The sequence below is a fragment of the Aestuariibius violaceus genome (genome assembly GCF_040779325.2).
Taxonomy (GTDB): Bacteria; Pseudomonadota; Alphaproteobacteria; order Rhodobacterales; family Rhodobacteraceae; genus Aestuariibius; species Aestuariibius violaceus.
Genome location: NZ_JBFONT020000002.1, coordinates 448,012 through 468,236 on the forward strand (window position 1 = coordinate 448,012; position 20,225 = coordinate 468,236).

A 20,225-nucleotide genomic window follows, 5' to 3' on the forward strand; every position below is an offset into this window, starting at 1 on the left:
TCAAAGGCCCACGAAGAAGCGGATCGTGAAGGCATTCGCGAGGTCAACGAAGAAGGCCGAGACAAGCGGAAGTATGATGAAGGCCAACGGCGCGGCGCCGTAGCGCTTGGTCACAGAAGACATGTTTGCAATCGCGGTCGGCGTTGCGCCAAGGGCGAAGCCCGCGAAACCCGAACTCAGGACAGCCGCAAGATAGGTTCGGCCGACGACCCTGAACACGACGAAGAGGATGAAGAACGTCGTCATCAGAACTTGCATTCCGAGAACAATCAGCAGCGGCCCGCCCAGCTCTGCCAGGGTCCAGAGCTGCATGCTCATCAGCGACATCGCCAGGAACACCGACAGGCTGTAATCCGAGATCACGGCCAAGGCCCGGCTGCCCGAGGGCCACGTCATCCGTCTGAATACGTAAGGGATCGTGTTCGACATCACGATCCCCATCAGAAGGCACGGGACAAAGAGGGGCAGGCGCAGCCCCATCTCTTCGATGATCTGGTGAGCCACGTATCCCAGAAGGATGGCCACATGCGCAGCAAGCGTGGCCCGCATCAGGCTGATGTGGTTGACCACCTCGTCTGGTTCGCCCTCCTCCTCAAACTCAAGGCCGACAACCGGTGCAACATCATGCGGCCCTTCCAGACCGTTCCGGTCGATCAGCCATTTCGCGATCGGCCCGCCGATCAGGGCGGCGGCGACCAGGCCGAGTGTCGCCGTCGCGATGCCCACCTCGTCGGCGGCGGCAAATCCGGTCATCTCTTCGATCTGAGGGCCCCACGCGATCGCCGTTCCGTGGCCGCCGATCAGGGAAGCCGATCCAAGCAGCACCGAAACGGCCGTTGGCAGGCCGAAAAGCGTGACGCCCAGCAAGCCGACAAGGTTTTGCAGCAACAGGAAACCTATGGTCAGACACAATAGCATGATCAGAAGCCGCCCGCCCCGGAGCAGATCCACGATCCGGGCATTCAGCCCGATCGTTGAAAAGAACAGCACCAGCAGGTAGTCACGCACGTCCATTTCAAAGACGATCTGCTGTCCTGTTATCGTGAAGAACAGCCACGTGAGCAGGGCCACCGCGATGCCGCCCGACACCGGCTCGGGAATGTTGTAATCCCTCAGGAACGCAACGCTGCGCGTCAGAAACGCCCCTAAGAAGAAGACGATGAAGCCCAGCGTGACTGCGATGAAGGCCGGTACAACGATTTCAGTCATAGGACGTCCCGTTTAGTAGCGGCCAGTCCTGAGATCCCCTATTCGCAGATCGACCGCAAGGCCGACCACTCATCCTCGGTCAGAAGCGGTTCGGCAGCTGCCGCCGGTTTCATGCCCGTCGCCATATTGGTTGCTGCAATGCGCTCTCCGAACCCTGGATGGGTTTCCAGATACTTCGCCACCCCGGTGCGCTCTGTCTCAAACATCATCAGAACTGCAAAAAGCTCGCTCATGGCGCTCAGCGGGATCCCCTCACGGACCAGAACCTCGCGCGCGAACTCATCTGCGATACGTTCATTCTCTCGGGAGTATTCCGCAAAGATCAGTCTTTGCGACAGGCCCGCGACAACCTCGCCGCCGGTAAATTCGCCCATCGTCAGCTCCAGGATCCCGGTCGAGGCCGACCGGCGCAGCGTCCGCGTCGTGGCATGTTCGTGATACAGATGCCCGAGTTCGTGAGCCAGCGCCCCGGCCAGCTGTTCCGGCGTCTCAGCAATCCGGAAGATGCCGTTCATCAGCGTCATTTGCCCGCCGGGCTGGCCCATCGCATTCATCGGACTGGCGTCGATGACGGTTGCGTTGAAGCCGTGCGGCAGTTCGATATCGCCGATCAAACGGTCCATCAGCTTGACCAGCGCCGCATCTCCGGCGGGCGTCGAACAGATCCGCGCCGGTTCTCCGTCGTCTGACGCATAATACTCTCGCAGCATCGACAGGGCATTTTCCGCCAGTTCATCCGCAGTCTCCTGCGGCAAGGCCAATGTCAGCGCCGCAGACATCCGCGGCAGCAAGACGAAGTAGGACAGAAAGACAGAGGCAATCGCGGCTGTCCCCCAGGCGAGATAGCGCAGACGGCTGGCGACTGGCGGGGCCTTCCGCAACCTGTGTGCTAGCCTTTCCAGTACCGCCTGCCCATCGGGATCGCGCACGACAAGCCGCGCATCCTTGTAACCGCAATTCAGGACGAGCGGCGCCTCGTCTGCCCGATGCGCAGGCGCCCGCAGGTCTGAGAGCGGCCAGTTGAGGGATGCGTCGCCGACATGAATCACGATCCGCGTGGTATCGTCTTCCACACGAAACGTTGCCGCCTGGTCGACGGGCGTGACACCATCAAAAAAGGTTGCCTCGTACCAGATGCCGCGCCGATCCTGAGCCATCCTAGATGCCCGGGCCTAGATCAAGCACCTCCAACAGACCATCGGCCGCCAGCGTCGTTTGCATCTCCACCTGCCGGACCCGATCCAGACCCTCCGCCCCCTCGATCGAGACGCTTTCCGCGAAGAGCCGCGCCATCGGCAGCTTGATGAGCAGATGGCTCAGGACGCTCCACAGCACGTAGAGGAAACAGGCATAGGCAAAGATCGACAGGATGAAGAGGCGCTGCTCGGCCGCATCCCTGTTGAAGGCCAGCAGTTCGGTGTACGAGAGCGCATCGAGCCGCCCTTCGAAGGCCGATCGTCCGTAGGTATAGAGCAATGCGAGGATCGCGAAGACGATGATGCTGCCGATCATGAACCGCTTCGTCACCGCGACCGCATCCAGATCGGAGCGGAACGCCATTCCGCCTGCTCTCAGCGCGCTCGTCATCAGCCGAAACCGCTCGGCCCGGAAATAGGCCCACGCGGCGAGCCAGGCCGGAACGGTCAACCACAGCGCATACAGCGCGTCACGGTTGATCAGGAGGGCAGCCAGAACAACGGCCAGGTTTGCCGCCACCGCGATCTGGCCGTATCGCCAGGCCGGCTTTAGTAGGCTGGCATCGCCCCCTTGCCGAAACGGCGCATCACCGTAAGAGATGTTTTCATTCTCGAACTTCTGAAGCTCGAAGGCCGCGCGGGGAAACAGAAATCCAAGCGTCAGGATCGAGGCGCCGAGATACCGGAGACCGAGCAGCATGAAGCGAAATCCGCCCGGTGCCATCTGGAAGCGAACCCCTCGCCATGCGGTCCGGTTCACGATGTAACGCCAGCCTTGATATCGTGCGTACAAGACGACCGGCAGCAGACCGATCACCGACAGGATATAGGCCCCATAAGCTGTGTAGAGCAGGGCAATGCTGCCCGACATAAGCAGTACATTTACCACAGCCAGGTAAAACGTGAGAAACGAGATCGCGACGAGAAACCCCAAGAATTTCTCGCTCGCTGTGCCGGAATACTCGAAGGGCTGCCCGCCGATATTCACCGACGACCAATACCACTGCCTCAGCCGCGTCTTCATCCAAGACCGATAGAGCCCCAACGTTGCCGAGGTGATACAGGCAGTGATCAGAGAAAGCCGCAGAACCTCACCGCGTGTCCCGACAAATCCGGTTCGAAGCGCTCCGACAGCCCCCATCGACCCGCCCCCCAACAAAACAGCAGCGTCTTCTCTTTGTTAAGCAGATCCGTGCCTTGGACCAAGGTCTTTCGGCTAGCCCTTGCCCGTCAGGCCGCTTCGGCCGCCGCGATTCCGCGCAAGCGCTCCACCATCGCGCGGAGCCCGTTCGACCGCTGGGCCGAAAGATGATCGTTCAGGCCCAGCCTGGTCAACTCGGCCCTTGCATCGACGGACAATGCCTCCTCCAACGTCAGCCCGGCATAGAGCGCGTGCAAGATCGCGATCAGTCCACGCACGATCATCGCATCACTTTCGCCTTCGAAGTCGAGCACGGCGGAGGCCCCCTGCCCGTCAATCCGCGGTACGATCCACACTTGACTCGCGCAGCCCTCGACCTTGGTCGCCGGCACCTTCAGCGCATCGTCGAGCGGCGGCAGCGCTTTGCCCAGTTCGATGACGTGTCGATAGCGATCTTCCCAGTCATCGAGGAATTCGAACGTCTCGGCGATCTCTTCGAAGGCTTCTGTGGCCATATCTCACTCCTTTCATCTCGATTTAGGCGGCGACGGCGCAGAGGTCCATGGCTGTGGCTGCGGCTTTTCAAGCCGCGCGCAATGGGATAGCCCGAGCGACAGATGATGGGAGGATCCCTTGATACGCACGTTCTGCCTTTTGCTGTCTGTGGCCCTGGTATTGTCAGGCTGTCAGAGGATCCAGGAATCTCGCTTCAATCCGTTCAACATCTTGAGTGGGCCCCGTGTTGAACCGGTCGAGGGGCGAAATGCGCTGCTGCCGGACAGTGCCTTGCGGCCGGGTCCGCTCGACCAGCGGGGGCGGATAGATCAGATTGCCGGCGTTGCGACCGATCAGATCCCAGGCGGAATTATTTTGCGCGCGACAGGCATCGCCGAGGTGCAGGGTGCGTACGACGCGGAACTGGTGGAGCTTGGCCGAAGCGGTGGCACGTTAGTCTACGTGTTCTTGACCGAGTTGCCGCTGGGCACCGGAACCGGCACTCAGTTCTCAAGGCAGGTGATAGCGGCGGTCGCTCTCTCTGATCAGGAACTGGCCGGGATCACAACAATCCGAGTCGAGGGCGCGCGGAACGCAGTGACGGTCCGGCGGTAGCGTCTAAGGCGGGTAAGTCGCTGCGCCCGAGACGCCGATCAGAGCGCCACGACCTTCACCGTTTGCCCCTTCGCGGTGAGCGCTACCTCTCCTGCGCAGAGGCGCAGAGCATCGTTGCCAAAGACCTCTTTCCGCCAGCCGGTGAGCGCAGGAACGTCCCGTATCCCGGCCGAGATCGCATCGAGGTCGTCGGCGGTCGCGATCAGCTTCGACGCCACGCCTTCGCCTTCCGACTTCGCTTTGAGCAATACGCGCAGCAGATCGGCCAAGGCTGGATTGACCTGCATTCTATCCCGCGACCGGTTCGGCTGTGGCAGCTGGTCTTGCGGCAGGGCAAGCGCCGTCTCGATGGCCTTGAGAATGCCGTCGGCGATATCGCCTTTTCGGGCTTCGCGCAGAAGAAGTCGGGATCGGCCGAGATCCTGCAGACTTTTCGGTTTGGTCGAGGCAAGCTCGTTCACCGCATCGTCTTTGAAGATGCGGGTTCGGGGGATGTCCCGCTCCTGCGCGTAGCTTTCCCGAAAGCGGGCGAGTTCGCGAACGATCGCAAGATAGCGTGGGGAGTTTGTGCGGGTCTTGACCCGCTTCCAGGAATCCGCTGGATCGTTCACGTAAGTGGCGGGATCGGTCAGCACGGCCATCTCCTCGGCCACCCAGCGTTCTCGGCCGTTCCTGGCGAGCTGATCGCGGAGCTTTTCGTAGATCACCCGCAGGTGGGTCACGTCGCCGATCGCGTACTTCTTCTGGGCATCCGACAGGGGCCGGCGTGACCAATCCGTGTAGCGGGACGATTTGTCGAGCGACTGTCCTGCTAACTTTCGTACAAGGGTTTCATATCCTACCTGCTCGCCGAAGCCGCAGACCATCGCGGCAACCTGCGTGTCGAAGAGAGGCGCTGGGATAATGCCCCGGTCGTTATGAAAAATCTCGAGATCCTGGCGGGCGGCGTGGAAGACCTTGGTCACACTCGGATTGGCAAAGAGCTCATAAAGCGGATCGAGAGAGAGGCCGTTGGAGAGCGGGTCGACAAGGACAGCCGCGTCCGAGCCGCCGTCATGGGCAAGCTGAACGAGGCAAAGCTTGGAGTAATAGGTGCGCTCGCGCAGGAACTCGGTATCGACAGTGACATAGGATTGCGTGGCGGCCTCGGTACAGAAGGCGGCCAGCGCATCGGTGGTGGTAATCGTCTGCATTGCGCTCCCTTAGCGCGGCTTTGCCTCCGGGGAAAGGTCGAGGCGCGTCCGGTCCCCCGCTGCGACGCGACGGAGGACGCGCGCATAAAGGTCGTGTTCGAGCGGGAGGAGGCGTTTGGCGAGAGTTTCAGGCGTGTCGCTTCCGAGGATCGGCAGACGGATCTGACCGAGGATCGGCCCATCGTCGAGGACCGGCGTCACCTCGTGAACGGTCGCGCCGTGTTCGGTATCGCCTGCTTCGAGAGCGCGGGCATGGGTGTGAAGGCCCGGGTATTTCGGCAAGAGCGAGGGGTGGATGTTGAGGATCTGGCCGGGCCACCGCTTCACGAAAGTGGGCGTGAGGATGCGCATGAAGCCGGCGAGGCAGATCAGATCCGGCCGGGCCTTGGTGAGAATATCCTGCAGCGCGGTTTCGAAGGCGGCGCGGCTGTCAAAGGCGCGGTGATCGACCGTCGCGGTCGGCACGCCAAGGCGCGCGGCTCGGTCGAGGCCCCCTGCCCCAGGCACGTTCGAGACGACGAGGACGGGTCGCGCCGGATGGTCACCTGTCATGGATCGGACAAGCGCCTCCATATTCGAGCCGGAGCCCGAGATCAGAATCGCGACGCGGAGGGTCACGCGAGGTCGTTAAGGACCCGCAGGCCGGGTGTGTCGGTCACTGTGCCGATACGGTGAACGGTTTCCCCCTCCTTCGAGAGCTGGGTTTCCAACGCGTCTGCGTCGCCAGGCGAGACCGCAAGGACGAGCCCGATCCCGGCGTTGAAGGTGCGCAGGAGCTCATCATGCTCCAAAGCGCCTTCGCGGCGGAGCCAGTCGAAGACTGGTGGAAGGTTCCACGCGGACAAATCGATCTTCGCGCCGCAACCCTTCGGCAAGAGGCGCGGCAAGTTCTCAGGCAGGCCACCGCCGGTGATATGGGCGATCCCATGGATGCCGCCTGCGCGGATCGCAGCCAGCGCCGGTTTGACGTAAAGCCGCGTCGGAGCGAGAAGCGCCGCGCCGAGCGTATCGTTGGCAAAGGGCGCGGGCGCATCCCAGGCAAGGCCTGTCCGCTCCACGATCCGGCGGATCAGGGAGTAGCCGTTAGAGTGGGGCCCGTCCGAAGCGAGGCCAAGAAGGATATCGCCCGGCGCAACATCACGGGGCAGCGCAGCGCCGCGATCCATTGCGCCGACGGCGAATCCCGCAAGGTCAAACTCGCCCGGTCCATACAGCCCCGGCATCTCGGCCGTCTCACCGCCGAGGAGCGCGCAATCGCAAGCGACGCAGGCCCTGGCCACCCCTTCTACAATCCGGGCGGCATGATCAACCGACAGTTTGCCAGTTGCGAAGTAGTCTAGGAAAAAGAGCGGCTCTGCCCCTTGGCAGATCAGATCGTTGACGCACATCGCGACGAGGTCGGTGCCAAGGTCGTCCACGTGCCCCGTCTCGATCGCGATCTTGAGCTTGGTGCCCACCCCATCGGTCGCTGCCACGAGGATTGGGTCGTCATAGCCTGCTGCCTTGAGGTCGAAAAGCCCGCCGAACCCGCCAAGCCCACCAATTACGCCTGCACGTTTGGTCGCCTTGGCCGCAGGTTTGATCCGGTCGACAAGCGCGTTGCCCGCCTCGATATCGACGCCTGCATCGGCATAGGTGAGGCTTGTCTTGCCGGTCATCTCCGCCCTCCGACGATCCCTTGCGGACCGGTAGCGGAACACTGGGCAAAGCGCAACGCGGGCGATCCATGGTAGGGGGTGTCAGGATGACTTCGGGATCCTTGCCGTCCCCCCGGGATCGGGGGTGGAGCGGGTTTCACTGGACAGATGGGGGAACGATGACGCAAAATGTTCAAGGGCGAGAGCGGTCTGGAATTCCCGACTTCGCGTTGCGCCCAGATACGGGCAAGTTGGTCCGGTCAGAAATATGAACTTGTTTAGAGAAACGCGCAGGTTTTCTGCAACTTTAGAGCGTTTCAATGAATTGATGGTATGATGTGTTTGGAGTGCTGCCATGCGTTCTTTTCTTGCTCTATTCGCCTTTGCTGTTGCATCGGGTGCTGTCTATGCGGATAGCCCGCAGGCAAGATTCAGCGACTATCCCGATGAGCCGTGGAGCGTTCTTCCCGCCGAGGCCGATCTTGAGGCTTTGATGGCGCCGTTGACCTATGACGACATCCTCATGATGGCCGATCTGGACGGCAATCCGTCGATAATTACAGACGAGGAAGCGCGGATGATCGCCTTGCTTCAACAGGTGCTTTTGGCCGGCCCGGTTCAATAAGGTCGCTTGACCGGCCCGCGCCGCCTGATAGGACGGAGCCCGGCGGGCCTGTAGCTCAATTGGTTAGAGCAGAGCGCTCATAACGCTTTGGTTGGGGGTTCAAGTCCCTCCGGGCCTACCACCTTTCAAAGAACTCTCCGCAGTCGGCCCAAGGAGCGGGATCCTCGTTCTTCCTGATCGAGAGCGAGCAATTTCTTGATCGCTGTTCAATCATCAAGAAGGCTTCGATAGCGATCCCGGTTCTGAGATTTCGAAAGCGTCCCGCCAGTCTTCTCGTCAGTCTGATGGTCGCATCTTGCGCGACAGATCCTTTTGATACGTTGTTCGCGCCGGTCGTGCTGCCAATCGGGATGATCCGCTGATGCTCGCGCAGTGGAGCGTTATGCGTCGGTAGGGGGGCCGGGGAGGCGGCGAAATGTCGATTGCGGCAACGTTTTCTCAACCGCCGGAGTTTCGGCCTGATATTTCGGGTTATCCTGAACTGATCGTGGTGCCTTTTAGATAGGTCCACAGGCAGAGTAGATACCTCAAAAAAGAGAGGCGATCCGAAGATCGCCTCAGTTTTGCGCAGTCTTGGTTGTTATTAGGCTGCCGCAGCTGCATTCACCGTGCGCGTGGCAATCTCGGTCATTGTCCGATCGCCTTCGTAAGCGCTGTCCAGGCACCGCTCGAGAACCGGAATGTCCTGCGATTGGCCGAGACGTTTGGAGAAGGCGAGCAGTGTGCCGTATCCTGCAATCGCGTAGTGAGCGAGGCGCTGGTACTGGCTGATGATCATCGCGTCGCGCGCGTCGTCGTCGGAGAAGTCAGCTTCGATCGCGTGAGCGCGCGCTTCTTTGACAAGACCTTCGGTGCCTTTGCAAAATTCACCATCGGGATCGATGCCGTGACGTTCGCAAAGCTCAGCAATGTCTCTCATGCCAGTTTCGATTCCGTCGACACCAGCCTTGAGTGCGGCTGCAAGATCTTTGTCAGAGGCTGCCTTGGCCATATCGGCTGTGATCGGTGCCGATTGCTTGCACGCGCTGTAAAGGTCTTGAAGCTGGTCGAGATAGACGTCCTTGAGGCTATTCATTGCCATGAGATCCTCCTTATTTTCTTACGTTCACTGCGCCAATGCGGCGGCGTTACGGATCGTTCCGAAAGAAATGTCAGATGCGACAGCTTTGCGCAGGGATCAGCGTGCGATGACAAGATCGGCGCGCAGGCCGCCTAGATCCTGACTGTCCCCTAGGCGCAGCATTCCCCCGTGGGAGCGGGCGACGTCAGCAGCGATTGCCAATCCAAGCCCTACCCCGCCGCCCCTGTCCTGGTTGCGAGCCGGATCAAGACGAGAGAACGGGCGAAGGGCCTCTTCCCTGTCCTCTTCGGGGATGCCGGGCCCGTTATCCTCGACGGTGAAGCGCGCCGCCCGCTCGGTGATCGAGAGGCTTAGGCGCACCGTGCTGCCATGGCGAGCGGCATTCGCGATGAGGTTTTGGAGCGCGCGGCGGACAGCGAGGCCGTTTATCTTGATCTCCCCCTCACCTTCGACCGAGCCGAGCGTCACTGTACGGCCCGCGCGTTCGGCGTCCTGTGCAAGTTCTTCCAGCAGCTGGCGGGGATGGATCTTTTCCCTTTCACCCTCTGTCGTGCCGCGAGCAAAGTCGAGGTAGGCGTCGAGCATCTGCTGCATCTCTGCAACGTCCCGTAGGAGTGGTTTTGCATCGTCCTCATCCACCATCGACAGGCCGAGCTTCAGCCGTGTCAGTGGCGTGCGCAGGTCGTGACTTACGCCCGAAAGCATCATCGTGCGCTGCTGGATCTGGCGTTCGATCCGGGCGCGCATGTCAAGAAACGCGTTGCCGGCCGCGCGGACCTCCGCGGCGCCGGACGGCGCGTACTTCGTGACCCGGCCGCGCCCGTAAGCGGAGGCCGCGGCGGCGAGGCGATTGATCGGGCGTAGCTGGTTCCTCAGGAATACGGCCGAGACGAGCGTCATAAACGCGCCGAGGACGATCATGATGACGAGAAGCTGGTGCGGATTGGAGGCCGAGACCCGCCTGCGGGAGAACTCAACCTCGAGGACGCCGCGCGCCGTATCGATCCACAGGAAGACGCGGCGATTGCGCGTGACATCGATAGCGATGATGCTGGGCAAGTCCGACCGGAGGGTCGCGATCATGGCCCGTCCGGATAGATCTCCGAACCGCCTGAGATCACCAGACAGCGGCGGATCGACCGGCAGCGCTATATCGAAATCAAGCGGCGCCGCGACGGATTCACCTGCGGCGAGCGCCCGGCCCGGTGGGGCGCCTTCGACCATCTCGACCAGATGGGTGAGTTCGCGCACAATGGAACGCGTCATCTGTTCGGTCACGTCTTCATAGTGCCGCTGGATGAAGACGATGGAGACGATGAGTTGAAGGCTCACCACCGGGAAAACCAGGATCAGTGCAGCCCGGCCGTAGAGCGAGCGGGGCATATAGCTTTTGAGCCAGCTGAAAGACATGACGCACGCTACCGTGCCAGGCGCAGAGGGAAAAGCGGGTGAACGGGGCGCCGGAGCCTGGGGTTGCGGAGGAGATCGAGCCGGGGATCCGACGCATCCTCGCGCCGAATCCGTCCCCCATGACGTTTCGGGGAACCAATACCTATCTGATCGGGCACGAGGACGTGGCAATCGTCGATCCGGGCCCCGATCATCCCGCGCACTTGCACGCGATCCTGGAAGCCACGCGTGGCGCCAGGATCGGCGCGATCCTTGTCACGCATGCCCACATCGATCATTCGCCCCTCGCCCGGCCTCTTGCGGTTCAGACTGGCGCTGCAGTTTATGCGTTTGGCGACGCGCTTGATGGGCGACGACCTGTCATGGAGGCACTTGCAGCGTCGGGTTTGGCCGGCGGCGGCGAAGGGCTCGATGTCGCCTTTGCCCCCGATGAGCGTCTGTCAGATGGCTCGGAGCTGTCGCAGTGGGGGCTGACAGCGATCCATACTCCAGGCCATCTGCCGGGGCACCTGTGTTTTGCGCTTGGTGATGTGGTGTTGACCGGAGATCACGTGATGGGCTGGGCGTCTTCATTGGTTTCCCCGCCCGACGGTGATCTAGGCGCCTTTATGGAGAGTTGTCTTCGCCTGCGTGACCATCCCGCGCGGCGGTACCTGCCTGGCCATGGCCACCCGGTGGAAGATCCAATGGCGCGTCTCGACTGGCTGATCGCCCATCGTAGGGAGCGGGAGCGCCAGATTGCGGCGGTTCTTGACGCGACGCCGCGGTCAATCGGTGAGATTGCCGCGGCCGTCTACACCGATACGCCCCCTGCCCTTTTGCCTGCGGCAGAGCGGAATGTCTTTGCCCATCTCATTGATATGATTGAGAAGTCGCGCGTTACCTGCATCGGGCCACTTGCGGTGGATGCTCGGTTTCACGCTGCAAATGTCGTCTAAGAATTTCCCGACATACCTCTGGACGCCGGAATTTCCCGTTGCTATAGCGCTGCTCTGTGTTCCGGCGTAGCTCAGCGGTAGAGCAGTTGACTGTTAATCAATTGGTCGTAGGTTCGATCCCTACCGCCGGAGCCAATATCCTCTCATCCAATTCACCTGTTGCCTGAGTGTCGAGTCTGGAAAACCTCCACCTTCGGCAACTGGAACGGCCCCTGTTTTCGCGATACACCCGATATGAGGGAAATGGAGGGCGTTCGGTATGACGCTGGTCGCCGCTGCTGGCAGACTGGAGCGTGTGGAGTCGATCGAGGCATTGTGGGCCGGAATCACCGATGCGCTTGCGCCCCTTGGGTTTGCGTTCTTCACCTACCTGACGGCCCGCTCGAACGGTGCGCCGCCTTTTCTGCGCACCAACATGCCATCGGTCTATAATGCATTCGAAGCCAACGCGGACCCCTTTCTGAACTGGTGCTGCGATAGCTATGAGCCGAGCTATACCGGCATCGCGTTCATCGACGACTATCCCGAGATCAGCGGTACCGAGCGGGCCTTTATGGAGGCGGCGGCCGAGGTCGGGTTTCGCAGCGGGTTGGCGGTGCCGGTGAGGCTTGAGGGAGCTGCCGAGGCGGGTGGCTTCAACCTTGGCACACGGATGAGCAAGGAGCTCTTCCTTGATCAGGTCGCGCCCAACGCGGAGGTGGTTCAGCTGTTCTGCCTGCTGATGCACCGTCGGATCGAAGAGCTTTCACGCCGAGCCCGTGCGGAAGGGCGCGGATCCGGCGATTATCTGAACGGCGCGTCTGCATCGCAGATGGCGAGCCGGATGAGCCAGCTGAGCCCGCGGGAGCGGGAGATCCTGTTCCTGCTGTCCCGGGGGCTGTCGCGAAAGGAATGTGCCAGGCTTCTCCAGATCTCGCCCAACACGGCGTCGGACTATATCAAGAGCCTCTATCGCAAGCTCGATGTGTCGAACCGGGTCGAGGCGGTTCAGGCGCTGATGGCGACCGGAACGACGATGGAAGTCTGATGCTGGCAGTGGCTTGACTGTCACAAAATCTGAACTTTTCGAAATGCCACGTTGTTGCCCAGATGATTCGGTAGTTTGATCACTGGGTGAGGGGCGCAGAGAACGTCCCCAATGCTAAGGAGACGAGGCATGGCATCGACAGTACGTCCTCCCAAAGACGCGACCCCGCGCAAGCCGGGCCAGCAAACGCCGCAACCCGCCCCCGTTCGCTTTACAGACTTCGCGAGCATCTGAGGGCCGCCCTTCCGGGCTGACGATAACGCGGCTACGGTCACTGCTATGGCAGCGATCACCACGATCCGAAATCTCGGCCCCGCGATGGAGCGGGACTTCAGGAAATGCGGTCTGACGACAGCAGAAGAGATTCGCGCGCTTGGTGCAGATGAGGTGTATGGACGGCTGATCGGTACGGGGGTTCGTCCGCACTTTGCCGCGTTCCTCGCCCTCGTCATGGGGCTGCAGGATCGCGACTGGTTGTCTCCCGATCCAACGGAGAAGGCGCAGTTGAGGAAACGCTTCGATTCGATCCGGTCGGTGACGAAGGACGCGCAGACAGGGATCGAGGCAGAGCTGGACCGGTTAGGTATTCGTCCAAATCAGGGAACTTGAGTGCGGGATCTGGGCGTTGGATCCCTATGAAGGATACTCACAACATTGCAGACGATCCGGAGCTTGAAGCGCTTGAACGGCTTGCCCGCCGGATGGACAGTGCGTTTCGCATTCCGCTGACCGGTATCCGCATCGGGTGGGATAGTCTCATTGGGCTGATCCCGGGCATCGGAGATGCGGCCGCAGTCGCCCCAGCAGGATACATCGTCTATCGCGCCCGCCAACTCGGCGCGCCTGATCATCTGCTGCTGCGGATGGGCAGCAATATCGTATTGGATGCGGTGCTGGGCTCTATGCCGCTTCTCGGCGATCTTTTCGACGTTGGCTTTAAGGCGAACCGGCGAAACGTTGCTCTTCTTCGCAAACACCGCCAGGCCGAACGTAAAGCGGCCTCCGCGCCGGTGAAGGGCGAAGGCCGTCTATCGTCGCATCGCCCGGAGATCTCCGGACCTGCGGCGCGTTAGCCGACGAGTTCGAGACCTGCGAAGAAGAACGAGATCTCTTCCTTGGCCGTCTCCGGTGCGTCCGACCCATGGACCGAGTTCTCGCCCACTGACTCCGCAAATTCAGCACGGATCGTACCGGGGGCGGCGTCTGCAGGATTGGTCGCCCCCATCACTTCGCGGTTCTTCGAAATGGCGCTGTCACCTTCAAGGACTTGCACCACCACGGGGCCTGACGCCATGAAGTCGGTCAGTTCGTCGAAGAAAGGGCGCTCCTTGTGGACGGCATAGAATTCGCCCGCTTGTGCCTTTGTCAGCTTGATCCGTTTCTGCGCGACGATGCGGAGGCCCGCTTCTTCGAACTTGGCATTGATCTTGCCAGTGAGGTTGCGCTTGGTCGCATCGGGTTTGATGATCGAGAGCGTGCGTTCCACAGCCATATGTCCTTCTTGGTTGTCGGGAGCTAAAAATCGGCGTTCGCGTAACACGGGGTCTAAGCGATGACCAGACCGTTGACTGGGGCGGACGGCTGCGGCACTGACCGCCCATGCTGCGGATCGAGGACATCACCTATTCGGTCGAGGGCCGCCCTTTGTTCGAGGGTGCGTCCGCCGTTATTCCGGATGGACACAAGGTTGGCCTTGTCGGCCGGAACGGGGCGGGCAAGACAACGCTGTTCCGTCTGATCCGAGGAGAACTAGCGCTCGAATCCGGGGCGATCTCTGTCCCGAAAGGCGAGCGGATGGGTGGTGTCAGCCAGGAGGTTCCGGGCTCTGACGTATCACTTCTGGATACGGTGCTCGCGGCCGATACCGAGCGAGCGGAGCTTCTGGCGGAGGAGACGGAGGATCCTGCCCGCATTGCCGAGATCCAGACCCGACTTGCCGATATTGATGCCTGGTCGGCCGAGGCGCGAGCCTCGATGATCCTGAAAGGGCTTGGCTTCACGGACGAAGAGCAGCGGATGCCCTGCTCTGCCTTCTCGGGTGGGTGGCGGATGCGCGTGGCGCTGGCAGGCGTGTTGTTTGCGCAACCGGATCTGTTGCTGCTCGACGAGCCGACCAACTACCTCGATCTTGAAGGGGCGCTGTGGCTCGAGAACTATCTGGCCAAGTATCCCCATACAGTGCTGATCGTGAGCCATGATCGTGGGCTTCTGAACCGGGCAGTTGGCGGGATCCTGCATTTGGAGGACCGCAAGCTTTCTTACTACCCCACACCCTATGACCGGTTCGCTGAAGTACGGCGGGCGCGGATCGCGGCGGCGGAGGCGGAGGCGAAGCGGCAGGACGCGCGCCGGGCGCATCTGCAGTCCTATGTCGACCGGTTTCGTTACAAGGCCGACAAGGCCAAGCAGGCGCAAAGCCGCCTGAAGATGATCGCGCGGATGCAGCCGATCACCACCCCGCAGGAGGCTGCTTTGCGGGCCTTCACCTTCCCCGCGCCGGAAGAGCTGTCGCCGCCCATCATCACGATGGAGGGGGTTGCCGTTGGATATAATGGGACACCGGTGCTGGACCGGCTTGAGCTGCGGATCGATCAGGACGATCGCATCGCACTGCTGGGCCGCAACGGGGAAGGCAAGTCGACCTTATCGAAGCTTCTCGCTGAACGTTTGGCGCCGTTGCAGGGCAAGACTGTCCGCTCGCGAGCGCTGCGGGTGGGGTATTTTGCCCAACACCAGCTTGACGAGCTGCGCCCGGAGGAAACGCCACTCGAACATCTGCGCCGTGCCCGCCCACATGACACGCCCGGGCAGCTCCGTGCACGGCTCTCTGGTTTTGGCTTGATGGCCGCACAGGCGGAGACACCAACGGGCCGGCTTTCGGGCGGGCAGAAGGCGCGCCTGTCGCTCTTGCTCGCCACGCTCGATGCACCGCATCTTCTGATTCTCGACGAGCCGACGAACCACCTGGACATCGAAAGCCGAGAGGCGCTGGTCGAGGCTCTGACCGCTTACAGTGGCGCTGTGATCCTTGTGAGCCATGACATGCATCTGCTGGAACTTGTCGCAGACCGCCTTTGGCTGGTCAAAGACGGGCGGGTCAGATCCTACGATGATGACCTTGAGGCTTACCGACGGATGTTGCTGGCTTCCGAAAAGCCGGCGAAGTCCGACAAGGTTTCAGAGAAACCCAAGCGGCCATCCCGTGAGGAGTTGCTGGAGCTACGGGCAGATGTTCGCAAGTGCGAGGCGCGGATCGAGAAGCTTGAGGAGATGCGAGAGAAGCTGGCGCAAAAGCTGGCCGATCCGGCAATGTATGAAGATGTTAAAATCGCCGAAACGGAAGTTTGGCAAAAGAAGTATGCCGAGGTGATGGACGGGCTCGACCGGGCGGAAGCTCTTTGGCTGGCGGCTCAGGAACGTCTGGATACGGCAGAGACGCCTTGAACGTGCGGAACCGGACACTCTTAGAGGACTTGCCCCTTTCGGACTGGGAAACGGCTGACTAGGTAGAACGTATGAGCGACATGCCGATCGATATGCTGTTCTACATCGCGTTTCTTTGCGCGGCGGTCATTGGGTTGTTTATGCTGCCGTCCCGCAAGGAGGGCGACGACAGCGGCCCGCCTGCATCCGTGTGGACTTTCCTGGCGCTTGGCGCGATTGGCGGAATTGGTTTGTGGGGCAACCTGACCGATGAAAGGTTGAGCGTGCAACGCGTCGGTGAAAGCGGCGCCATCACAGTTCCGCGGGAGAGCGATGGGCATTATTATCTGACGCTCGATGTAAACGGGGTGCCTGTCCGGTTTGTTTTCGATACTGGCGCAACGGAAATGGTGCTCACGCTTGAAGATGCCGCACGGGTCGGGCTTGAGGAAGATCGGCTTGCCTTCTTCGGATCGGCCAGCACAGCGAATGGCATTGTGCGAACTGCTCCGGTTGTTCTTGACGAAGTCTCGCTCGGTGGGGGGACGGATTACCGGGTACGGGCCTGGGTCAATGAAGGCGAGATGGAAGAAAGCCTTCTGGGCATGGGGTATCTGCAGCGGTTCGATCGCATCGAGATTACGGGGGACGAGCTGATCCTGGAGCGCTAGCTAGCTGCCCCGCGTGTCAGCTGAGATCGGTTCTGAGGCGCGCCAAGGCATCGCTGAGGATCGTCGCATCGCCTCCAACACCCAGGAAGGTCACACCCTTTTCTCGGTATTCGGCAAAGCGGTTTGGATCGAAGGTGATGATGCCCGCCGCCTTGCCTGCGGCGGTGATTCTGGTGATCGCATGGTCGATTGCCCTCTCGACCTCAGGAGCGTCGGGACGACCGGGATAGCCCATATCTGCGGAAAGATCTGCCGGTCCGATAAAGACGCCATCGACGCCATCGACGGCGGCAATGTCATCGATCGCCTCAATGGCAGCAGCACTTTCCGCCTGAACGAGAAGGCAGATCTGGTCGTTCGCGGTGGCGACATAATCGGTAATCCGGCTGTAATCGGAGGCGCGTGCGAGCGCCGCACCCATCCCACGAGCCCCCTGCGGCGGATAACGGACGGCAGAAGCAGCCGCACGCGCCTCTTCCGCGCTGTGAACGAGGGGGACCAGAACACTCTGGCAGCCGAGATCGAGCACCTGTTTCAGGATCCACTCGTCGCCAGCGGGCACACGTACCACGGCGGGGCAGTTCTGTGCGGCGAGTGCCTGAAGTTGGGCCTGTATCGTGGTGAGCGTGTTTGGCCCGTGCTCTGCGTCGATCAGGCACCAATCGAGACCGGCGCCGCCCGCGAGTTCAGCCACCGAAGCGCTCGCAAGTGCAAGCCAGAGGCCATGTTGCACGTCGCCTCGTGCAAGCGCAAACTTCAGAAGGTTTTTCGGCGCAGGCACGTCAGTGGCGGTAGAGAAGCGACTGGCCGTTCGAAAATAGATGCACCTTCTCTGGTGCGGCTGTCATGCGGACTTTCTGGCCTCTCAGATCGGCATGGATACCGGGCAGTTTGCCAATGATCGCATCGCGATCACCCTCAGGCTCGAAATAGAGGAGTGTGACTTCGCCCAAAGCTTCGGTGATGCCGACGGTGCCGTTATAGATGTAGTCACCATCTGTTTCGACGAAGTCTTCCGGGCGGACGCCGACATTCACCTTGAGGCCGCGATCGGAGGTCTGGGACGGGACGGCGCTGATGGCAGTGCCCCCGCCTTCGAGGCGAATGGTGGTGTGATCGCCGGTTTCGACAATTTCCCCTGGCAACAGATTCATAGAGGGTGATCCAATGAATTGCGCGACGAATTCGTTCTCGGGCCTCTGGTAGAGCTCGAGCGGGCTGCCGACCTGAGCGATGCCTTTGTTGGCCAGCACCACGATGCGGGAGGCTAGCGTCATCGCCTCCACTTGGTCGTGGGTCACGTAGATCATCGTGGATTCAGGCATAGACTCTTTGAGCTGCGCGATCTCAATCCTGGTGGCGACCCGCAAGGCAGCGTCGAGGTTCGAGAGTGGTTCGTCGAAGAGGTAGACCTTCGGGTCGCGAACGATAGAGCGGCCGATGGCAACTCGCTGCCGCTGACCCCCCGACAACGCCTTGGGCAAACGGTCGAGATAGGGTTCCAGTTGAAGAATACGCGCAGCGTTGTTGACGGCCTCTTCGATCTCTTCATTTGACTTCTTCGCGAGTTTTAGGGCGAAAGACATGTTGTCCTTAACCGTCATATGCGGATAGAGAGCGTAGCTTTGGAACACCATCGCGATGCCGCGCTGGGCGGGTGGCACGTCGTTGACCTTCTGCCCGTCGATCTCCAGCGTTCCGTCAGTGATCTTTTCGAGCCCAGCGATCATCCTCAGGAGCGTCGACTTTCCGCATCCGGAGGGCCCGACGAAAACGATTAGCTCGCCCTGTTTGATGTCGAGATTGATATCCTTGAGTACTTCCACCGTGCCGCCATATGTCTTTGCGACGTCGGTTAGTCTGAGATCCGCCATCGGTTCCTCCCGTTATTCTTTCTAGTCGCCACGCTTGAGCGCGAGACAGGGCTGCCAGGGCCCGAGATGCAGCCGGTAATCCGGTGTTGGTGCGGCACCGCCGAGTTCTGACCCGATCGTCATCCAATCACCCGCGGGCATACCGTGGACGGAGGGCGTGTCGGACAGGTTGAAGGCACAAAAGATTGTCTGATCCTCGTAAGTGCGGGTGAAGGCGAGGATGTCGCCGTAAGCGAAGATGCCCTCATGCCGGCCGTGCAGAAGCGCCTTATGGGCGCGGCGGAACGCGATGGCGCGGCGGTAATGATGCAGGATCGCGCCTGGGTCATCTTCTTGCACGGCTACCGCACGATTGAGGTGGTCATGGCTGATCGGAAGCCAGGGATCACCTTGAGTGAAACCGGCGTTCTGGTTGGACTGCTCCCAAACCATCGGTGTGCGGCAACCGTCGCGGCCCTTGTATTCCGGCCAGAATTCGATGCCGTACGGGTCTTGCAAATCCTCGAAAGCAACGTCCGCCTCGGGCAGGCCCAATTCTTCGCCTTGATAGAGGCAGACGGATCCGGGCAGGCACATGAGCATCGTGGTGAAAGCTCTGTGAGCCGCAGGGGTCAGTTCCCACCTTGAAGTATGGCGCGTCACGTCGTGGTTGGAGAAGGCCCAGCAGGGCCAACCGTCTTTGGCGACGCGGTCGACCTCGGCAAAGACTTCGGCGATGCGTTGGGCGTTCAACTGGTTCTTGGCGAGGAATTCGAAAGCATAGCACATCTGCACCCCATCGGTCCCGCGTGTGTATTCACCAAGAAGCTCGAGCCCCCGCTGTGCGTCACCGACCTCTCCCACCGCGGCGGCGGCGGGATATTCGTCAAGCAGTTCGCGGAAGCGGCGAAGGAACCCGAGGTTTTCCGGCCGATTCTTGGAGTAGACGTGGTCCTGATGATTGTAGGGGTTCACCGAGGGCGCGATATACGCGTTGCGGCTTTCTTGGGGGAGCGCGGGATTGTCCCGTAACTCCTTGTCGGCAAAGTAGAAGTTGATCGTATCGAGGCGGAATCCGTCAACACCGCGATCGAGCCAGAAGCGTGTGACACCGAGAAGCGCGTTCTGAACGTCCTCATTGTGGAAGTTGAGATCCGGCTGGCTGACAAGGAAGTTGTGCAGATAGTACTGCTCGCGCCGCGCATCCCATTGCCAGGCAGGCCCGCCGAAGATTGAGAGCCAGTTATTGGGTGGTGTGCCATCGGGCTTGGGGTCGGACCAGACGTACCAATCGGCGCGGCGGTTGTCGCGGTTCTGGCGGCTCTCCTCAAACCACGGGTGCTGGTCCGAGGTGTGCGACAAGACGAGGTCGATCATCACCTTCACACCCAGCCGATGCGCAGTGTCGATCACCGCATCGAAATCGGCGAGCGTGCCGAACATCGGATCGACATCGCAATAATCGCTGACGTCGTAGCCGAAATCCTTCATCGGCGACGTGAAAAAGGGCGAGATCCAGATCGCGTCAACACCGAGCGAAGCAATGTAGGGCAGCCTCTGGACGATGCCCAGAAGGTCGCCGACCCCGTCGCCATTGGTGTCCTGGTAGCTGCGCGGATAGATCTGATAGATGATGGCGCCGCGCCACCAATCCTTATCCACTTGTGTGCCGCCGATCACCGGCCGCTCCATCGTGTTCATCTGGCGAACC

21 protein-coding genes and 2 tRNA genes are annotated in these 20,225 nt (G+C 61.1%); 10 read left to right on the top strand and 13 right to left on the bottom strand.

Going from position 1 to position 20,225, the window contains the following annotated elements:
- The 4 genes from gltS to AADZ90_RS09445 form a co-directional block, all read right to left on the bottom strand.
- Window positions 1-1,209: a sodium/glutamate symporter gene (gltS, locus tag AADZ90_RS09430; protein WP_367309737.1), complete on the bottom strand. Its 1,209-nt coding sequence runs from the start codon at window positions 1,207-1,209 to the stop codon at window positions 1-3.
- Window positions 1,210-1,247: 38 nt separating this feature from the next.
- Complete coding sequence (locus tag AADZ90_RS09435; RefSeq protein ID WP_367309738.1) at window positions 1,248-2,366, bottom strand: M48 family metallopeptidase; 1,119 nt, start codon at window positions 2,364-2,366, stop codon at window positions 1,248-1,250.
- 1 nt (window position 2,367) lies between these two features.
- The gene (locus AADZ90_RS09440; RefSeq protein WP_367309739.1) at window positions 2,368-3,546 is read right to left on the bottom strand and encodes a DUF898 family protein; all 1,179 of its coding nucleotides are present in this window, start codon (window positions 3,544-3,546) and stop codon (window positions 2,368-2,370) included.
- 89 nt (window positions 3,547-3,635) lie between these two features.
- Window positions 3,636-4,061: a SufE family protein gene (locus AADZ90_RS09445; protein ID WP_367309740.1), complete on the bottom strand. Its 426-nt coding sequence runs from the start codon at window positions 4,059-4,061 to the stop codon at window positions 3,636-3,638.
- A gap of 118 nt (window positions 4,062-4,179) precedes the next feature.
- On the opposite strand from AADZ90_RS09445, the gene AADZ90_RS09450 reads away from it, so the two are divergent.
- Window positions 4,180-4,656 carry a hypothetical protein gene (locus AADZ90_RS09450; protein ID WP_367309741.1) on the top strand — a complete coding sequence of 159 codons (477 nt, stop codon included), beginning with the start codon at window positions 4,180-4,182 and terminating at the stop codon, window positions 4,654-4,656.
- Between the two features lie 38 nt (window positions 4,657-4,694).
- Here AADZ90_RS09450 and rnd read toward each other — a convergent pair whose 3' ends face one another.
- The 3 genes from rnd to purM are packed head-to-tail and all read right to left on the bottom strand — an operon-like array spanning window position 4,695 to window position 7,507.
- The gene (rnd, locus tag AADZ90_RS09455) at window positions 4,695-5,849 is read right to left on the bottom strand and encodes a ribonuclease D (RefSeq protein ID WP_367309742.1); all 1,155 of its coding nucleotides are present in this window, start codon (window positions 5,847-5,849) and stop codon (window positions 4,695-4,697) included.
- 9 nt (window positions 5,850-5,858) lie between these two features.
- On the bottom strand, window positions 5,859-6,467 hold the full coding sequence (purN, locus tag AADZ90_RS09460) for a phosphoribosylglycinamide formyltransferase (protein ID WP_367309743.1): 609 nt from the start codon (window positions 6,465-6,467) through the stop codon (window positions 5,859-5,861).
- The gene (gene purM / locus AADZ90_RS09465; RefSeq protein ID WP_367309744.1) at window positions 6,464-7,507 is read right to left on the bottom strand and encodes a phosphoribosylformylglycinamidine cyclo-ligase; all 1,044 of its coding nucleotides are present in this window, start codon (window positions 7,505-7,507) and stop codon (window positions 6,464-6,466) included. The genes purN and purM overlap by 4 nt, the downstream gene beginning before the upstream one ends.
- Before the next feature lie 334 nt (window positions 7,508-7,841).
- On the opposite strand from purM, the gene AADZ90_RS09470 reads away from it, so the two are divergent.
- Both AADZ90_RS09470 and AADZ90_RS09475 read left to right on the top strand, forming a co-directional pair.
- Window positions 7,842-8,111 carry a hypothetical protein gene (locus AADZ90_RS09470; RefSeq protein ID WP_367309745.1) on the top strand — a complete coding sequence of 90 codons (270 nt, stop codon included), beginning with the start codon at window positions 7,842-7,844 and terminating at the stop codon, window positions 8,109-8,111.
- Between the two features lie 44 nt (window positions 8,112-8,155).
- Window positions 8,156-8,232, top strand: a tRNA-Ile gene (locus AADZ90_RS09475).
- Between the two features lie 462 nt (window positions 8,233-8,694).
- On the opposite strand, the gene AADZ90_RS09480 is transcribed toward AADZ90_RS09475, so the two are convergent.
- Both AADZ90_RS09480 and AADZ90_RS09485 read right to left on the bottom strand, forming a co-directional pair.
- Window positions 8,695-9,192, bottom strand: a complete 498-nt coding sequence (locus AADZ90_RS09480) for a YciE/YciF ferroxidase family protein (protein ID WP_367309746.1) — start codon at window positions 9,190-9,192, stop codon at window positions 8,695-8,697.
- 96 nt (window positions 9,193-9,288) lie between these two features.
- Window positions 9,289-10,602: an ATP-binding protein gene (locus AADZ90_RS09485; RefSeq protein WP_367309747.1), complete on the bottom strand. Its 1,314-nt coding sequence runs from the start codon at window positions 10,600-10,602 to the stop codon at window positions 9,289-9,291.
- Between the two features lie 38 nt (window positions 10,603-10,640).
- On the opposite strand from AADZ90_RS09485, the gene AADZ90_RS09490 reads away from it, so the two are divergent.
- From AADZ90_RS09490 to AADZ90_RS09510, 5 genes are all read left to right on the top strand, one after another.
- Window positions 10,641-11,540, top strand: coding sequence for an MBL fold metallo-hydrolase (locus tag AADZ90_RS09490; protein WP_411996989.1), 900 nt, complete (start codon window positions 10,641-10,643; stop codon window positions 11,538-11,540).
- A gap of 60 nt (window positions 11,541-11,600) precedes the next feature.
- Window positions 11,601-11,675 (top strand) — tRNA-Asn (locus AADZ90_RS09495).
- A 124-nt stretch (window positions 11,676-11,799) separates the two neighbouring features.
- Window positions 11,800-12,567 carry a helix-turn-helix transcriptional regulator gene (locus AADZ90_RS09500; protein WP_367309749.1) on the top strand — a complete coding sequence of 256 codons (768 nt, stop codon included), beginning with the start codon at window positions 11,800-11,802 and terminating at the stop codon, window positions 12,565-12,567.
- Window positions 12,568-12,846: 279 nt separating this feature from the next.
- Window positions 12,847-13,176 (top strand): TfoX/Sxy family DNA transformation protein, encoded by a 330-nt coding sequence (locus tag AADZ90_RS09505; RefSeq protein ID WP_367309750.1) that lies wholly within the window; start codon window positions 12,847-12,849, stop codon window positions 13,174-13,176.
- 26 nt (window positions 13,177-13,202) lie between these two features.
- Window positions 13,203-13,640, top strand: a complete 438-nt coding sequence (locus tag AADZ90_RS09510; RefSeq protein WP_367309751.1) for a DUF4112 domain-containing protein — start codon at window positions 13,203-13,205, stop codon at window positions 13,638-13,640.
- Here the strand turns inward: AADZ90_RS09510 and ndk are convergent.
- On the bottom strand, window positions 13,637-14,059 hold the full coding sequence (ndk, locus tag AADZ90_RS09515) for a nucleoside-diphosphate kinase (protein ID WP_367309752.1): 423 nt from the start codon (window positions 14,057-14,059) through the stop codon (window positions 13,637-13,639). The genes AADZ90_RS09510 and ndk overlap by 4 nt on opposite strands.
- A 107-nt stretch (window positions 14,060-14,166) precedes the next feature.
- Here ndk and AADZ90_RS09520 point away from each other — a divergent pair, with 107 nt between their 5' ends.
- Window positions 14,167-16,011 carry an ABC-F family ATP-binding cassette domain-containing protein gene (locus AADZ90_RS09520; protein ID WP_367309753.1) on the top strand — a complete coding sequence of 615 codons (1,845 nt, stop codon included), beginning with the start codon at window positions 14,167-14,169 and terminating at the stop codon, window positions 16,009-16,011.
- A gap of 71 nt (window positions 16,012-16,082) precedes the next feature.
- Window positions 16,083-16,661, top strand: a complete 579-nt coding sequence (locus tag AADZ90_RS09525; RefSeq protein WP_367309754.1) for a retropepsin-like aspartic protease family protein — start codon at window positions 16,083-16,085, stop codon at window positions 16,659-16,661.
- Between the two features lie 16 nt (window positions 16,662-16,677).
- On the opposite strand, the gene AADZ90_RS09530 is transcribed toward AADZ90_RS09525, so the two are convergent.
- The 3 genes from AADZ90_RS09530 to AADZ90_RS09540 are packed head-to-tail and all read right to left on the bottom strand — an operon-like array spanning window position 16,678 to window position 20,215.
- A complete protein-coding gene (locus AADZ90_RS09530) occupies window positions 16,678-17,442 on the bottom strand; it encodes an HpcH/HpaI aldolase family protein (protein ID WP_367309755.1) in 765 nt (254 codons plus the stop codon).
- 1 nt (window position 17,443) lies between these two features.
- Entirely contained in the window at window positions 17,444-18,535 is a 1,092-nt protein-coding gene (locus AADZ90_RS09535) for an ABC transporter ATP-binding protein (protein ID WP_367309756.1), read from the bottom strand.
- 21 nt (window positions 18,536-18,556) lie between these two features.
- Window positions 18,557-20,215 (bottom strand): alpha-glucosidase family protein, encoded by a 1,659-nt coding sequence (locus AADZ90_RS09540; protein WP_367309757.1) that lies wholly within the window; start codon window positions 20,213-20,215, stop codon window positions 18,557-18,559.
- Window positions 20,216-20,225 lie beyond the last annotated feature (10 nt).

Coding starts and splice junctions, on each gene's coding strand:
- AADZ90_RS09505 (WP_367309750.1), top strand. CDS start 12,847: ATGGCAGCGATCACCACGATCCGAAATCTCGGCCCCGCGATGGAGCGG.
- AADZ90_RS09440 (WP_367309739.1), bottom strand. CDS start 3,546: ATGGGGGCTGTCGGAGCGCTTCGAACCGGATTTGTCGGGACACGCGGT.
- rnd (WP_367309742.1), bottom strand. CDS start 5,849: ATGCAGACGATTACCACCACCGATGCGCTGGCCGCCTTCTGTACCGAG.
- AADZ90_RS09520 (WP_367309753.1), top strand. CDS start 14,167: ATGCTGCGGATCGAGGACATCACCTATTCGGTCGAGGGCCGCCCTTTG.
- AADZ90_RS09535 (WP_367309756.1), bottom strand. CDS start 18,535: ATGGCGGATCTCAGACTAACCGACGTCGCAAAGACATATGGCGGCACG.
- AADZ90_RS09445 (WP_367309740.1), bottom strand. CDS start 4,061: ATGGCCACAGAAGCCTTCGAAGAGATCGCCGAGACGTTCGAATTCCTC.
- AADZ90_RS09510 (WP_367309751.1), top strand. CDS start 13,203: ATGAAGGATACTCACAACATTGCAGACGATCCGGAGCTTGAAGCGCTT.
- AADZ90_RS09470 (WP_367309745.1), top strand. CDS start 7,842: ATGCGTTCTTTTCTTGCTCTATTCGCCTTTGCTGTTGCATCGGGTGCT.
- AADZ90_RS09435 (WP_367309738.1), bottom strand. CDS start 2,366: ATGGCTCAGGATCGGCGCGGCATCTGGTACGAGGCAACCTTTTTTGAT.
- ndk (WP_367309752.1), bottom strand. CDS start 14,059: ATGGCTGTGGAACGCACGCTCTCGATCATCAAACCCGATGCGACCAAG.
- purM (WP_367309744.1), bottom strand. CDS start 7,507: ATGACCGGCAAGACAAGCCTCACCTATGCCGATGCAGGCGTCGATATC.
- AADZ90_RS09480 (WP_367309746.1), bottom strand. CDS start 9,192: ATGGCAATGAATAGCCTCAAGGACGTCTATCTCGACCAGCTTCAAGAC.
- AADZ90_RS09540 (WP_367309757.1), bottom strand. CDS start 20,215: ATGAACACGATGGAGCGGCCGGTGATCGGCGGCACACAAGTGGATAAG.
- AADZ90_RS09485 (WP_367309747.1), bottom strand. CDS start 10,602: ATGTCTTTCAGCTGGCTCAAAAGCTATATGCCCCGCTCGCTCTACGGC.
- gltS (WP_367309737.1), bottom strand. CDS start 1,209: ATGACTGAAATCGTTGTACCGGCCTTCATCGCAGTCACGCTGGGCTTC.
- AADZ90_RS09525 (WP_367309754.1), top strand. CDS start 16,083: ATGAGCGACATGCCGATCGATATGCTGTTCTACATCGCGTTTCTTTGC.
- AADZ90_RS09500 (WP_367309749.1), top strand. CDS start 11,800: ATGACGCTGGTCGCCGCTGCTGGCAGACTGGAGCGTGTGGAGTCGATC.